Raw genomic sequence first — 2,139 nt, 5'->3', positions numbered from 1 at the left:
CGCCAGCCCATGCTCGGCTGCTTCTGGCCTCGGCACGAAGAGCAGCCGAGCGTGGGCTCGGCTCTACAGGTCATGGCGCCCACCCAAACATGTGCATGGTTTCGGGATGATGCTGGGAGTCACTCCCTGCATCGTTCCACTTCCAAGACAATCCGGCGCAACATGCGTGCTATTGCCGACATCGGCATTGCTCTATTGTTGAACCCGATTCTGGATCTTGGGGAACAGACCGCATGGCGGTAGAAGCAGCGACCAGCGAGCTGGTCAAGGTCGTCGCCCTGCTGGGCGCGGCGGTGGTGATGGTGCCCCTGTTCCGCCGGGCCGGCCTGGGCTCGGTGCTGGGCTACTTCGCCGCTGGCCTGGCGATCGGACCGTTCGGGCTGGGCTGGTTCTCCGACCCGCAGGCGATCCTGCATACCGCCGAGCTCGGCGTTGTGATGTTCCTGTTCGTGATCGGCCTGGAAATGCGGCCCTCGCATCTGTGGAGCCTGCGCAAGGAAATCTTCGGGCTGGGCACGCTGCAGATCGTCACCTGTGCGCTGGTGCTGACCAGCATCGCCAAGCTGTTCGGCCTGCCGTGGCAGGTGGCCTTCATCGGCGCCACCGGCTTCGTGCTCACCTCCACCGCGGTGGTGATGCAGCTGCTGGCCGAGCGTGGTGACATCGCGCTGCCGTCGGGCCAGAAGATCGTCTCCATCCTGCTGTTCGAAGACCTGCTGATCGTGCCGTTGCTGGCGCTGGTGGCGTGGATGGCGCCGGGCGCGGGCAGTGCCGATGGCGAGGGCTCGCGCTGGCTGTCGGTGGCGATCGGCGTGGGTGCCATCGTCGGCCTGGTGCTGGTCGGCCGCTTCCTGCTCAACCCGCTGTTCCGCGTGCTGGCCGAATCGAAGGCGCGCGAGGTGATGACCGCCGCCGCGCTGCTGGTGGTGCTGGGCGCGGCGCTGCTGATGCAGCTGTCCGGCCTGTCGATGGCGATGGGCGCGTTCCTGGCCGGTGTGCTGCTGAGCGAATCGACCTTCCGCCACCAGATCGAGGCGGACATCGAGCCGTTCCGCGGCATCCTGCTGGGCCTGTTCTTCCTCAGCGTCGGCATGGCGCTGGACCTGGGCGTGGTGGCCGGCAACTGGCAGCTGATCCTCGGCCTGGTGCTGGCGTTGATGGCGGCCAAGGCGCTGTGCATCTACGTGGTCGCGCGCATCATGGGCAGCGACCACGCGCAGGCGCTGGATCGGGGCGTGCTGATGGCGCAGGGCGGCGAGTTCGCCTTCGTGCTGTTCTCCGCCGCCGCATCGGCCGGCGTGATCAACCTGGAGATCAATGCCAACTTCACCGCCGTGGTGGTGCTGTCGATGGCGCTGACCCCGCTGGTGGTGCTGCTCTACAAGCGCATCGCGCCGAAGCCGACGGTGAACATGGACGGCGTGGACGAGGCCGATGGCCTGTCCGGCAGCGTGCTGCTGATCGGCTTCGGCCGCTTCGGCCAGGTCGCCAGCCAGTCGCTGCTGGCGCGCGACGTGGACGTGACCATCATCGACAACGATGTGGAGATGATCCAGAGCGCGGCGCGCTTCGGTTTCAAGATCTACTACGGCGACGGTACGCGACTGGACGTGCTGCATGCCTCGGGCGCGGCCACCGCACGTGCGATTGCGGTGTGCGTGGACAAGGCCGAGGCGGCTGACCGCATTGTTGAGCTGGTGTCGCACGAGTTCCCGCAGGCAAAGCTGATGGTGCGCTCGTTCGACCGCGAGCATTCGCTGCGGCTGATCCATGCCGGTGTCGATTTCCAGATCCGCGAGACGTTCGAGTCGGCGGTGCTGTTCGGCCAGGCCGCGCTGGTGGAACTGGGTGCGGACGAGGACGACGCGGTGGAGATTGCCGAGCAGATCCGTCGCCGCGATGCCGAGCGCTTCGAGCTGGAGATTGCCGGGGGCGGCTTGAATGCCGGCGCCAAGATGGTGTTCGGCAACTCCGGCCAGGGCGTGCCGACGCCGACGCCGTTCACCGCGCCGAAGCGGGCAAGCAAGACGTTGAACCCGCAGGACGTGCCGGAAGAGGAAGAATAAAGCCCGGTAGTGCCGGCCGCTGGCCGGCAAATGTGCAAACGTTCCGACGATATGAGGGTGCCGGCCAGCGGCC

Annotated in this window: 2 protein-coding genes; both read left to right on the top strand. The window is 66.9% G+C overall.

Translation table 11 applies throughout. The annotated features are described in order from the left end of the window. Nucleotides 1–243, top strand: a 243-nt coding sequence (locus tag ABGA94_RS00315) for a hypothetical protein (RefSeq protein ID WP_375365993.1), incomplete at its 5' end; no start/stop codon positions are given. Then, nucleotides 234–2,066 (top strand): monovalent cation:proton antiporter-2 (CPA2) family protein, encoded by a 1,833-nt coding sequence (locus tag ABGA94_RS00310; protein ID WP_375365990.1) that lies wholly within the window; start codon nt 234–236, stop codon nt 2,064–2,066. The genes ABGA94_RS00315 and ABGA94_RS00310, both read left to right, overlap by 10 nt. Nucleotides 2,067–2,139 lie beyond the last annotated feature (73 nt).

The sequence above is a fragment of the Stenotrophomonas sp. 3diitr2024 genome (assembly GCF_042136455.1).
Classification (GTDB): Bacteria; Pseudomonadota; Gammaproteobacteria; order Xanthomonadales; family Xanthomonadaceae; genus Stenotrophomonas; species Stenotrophomonas sepilia.
The sequence above is the reverse complement of the archived record's forward strand: the minus strand, read 5'-3'. Positions and strand labels throughout refer to the sequence as shown.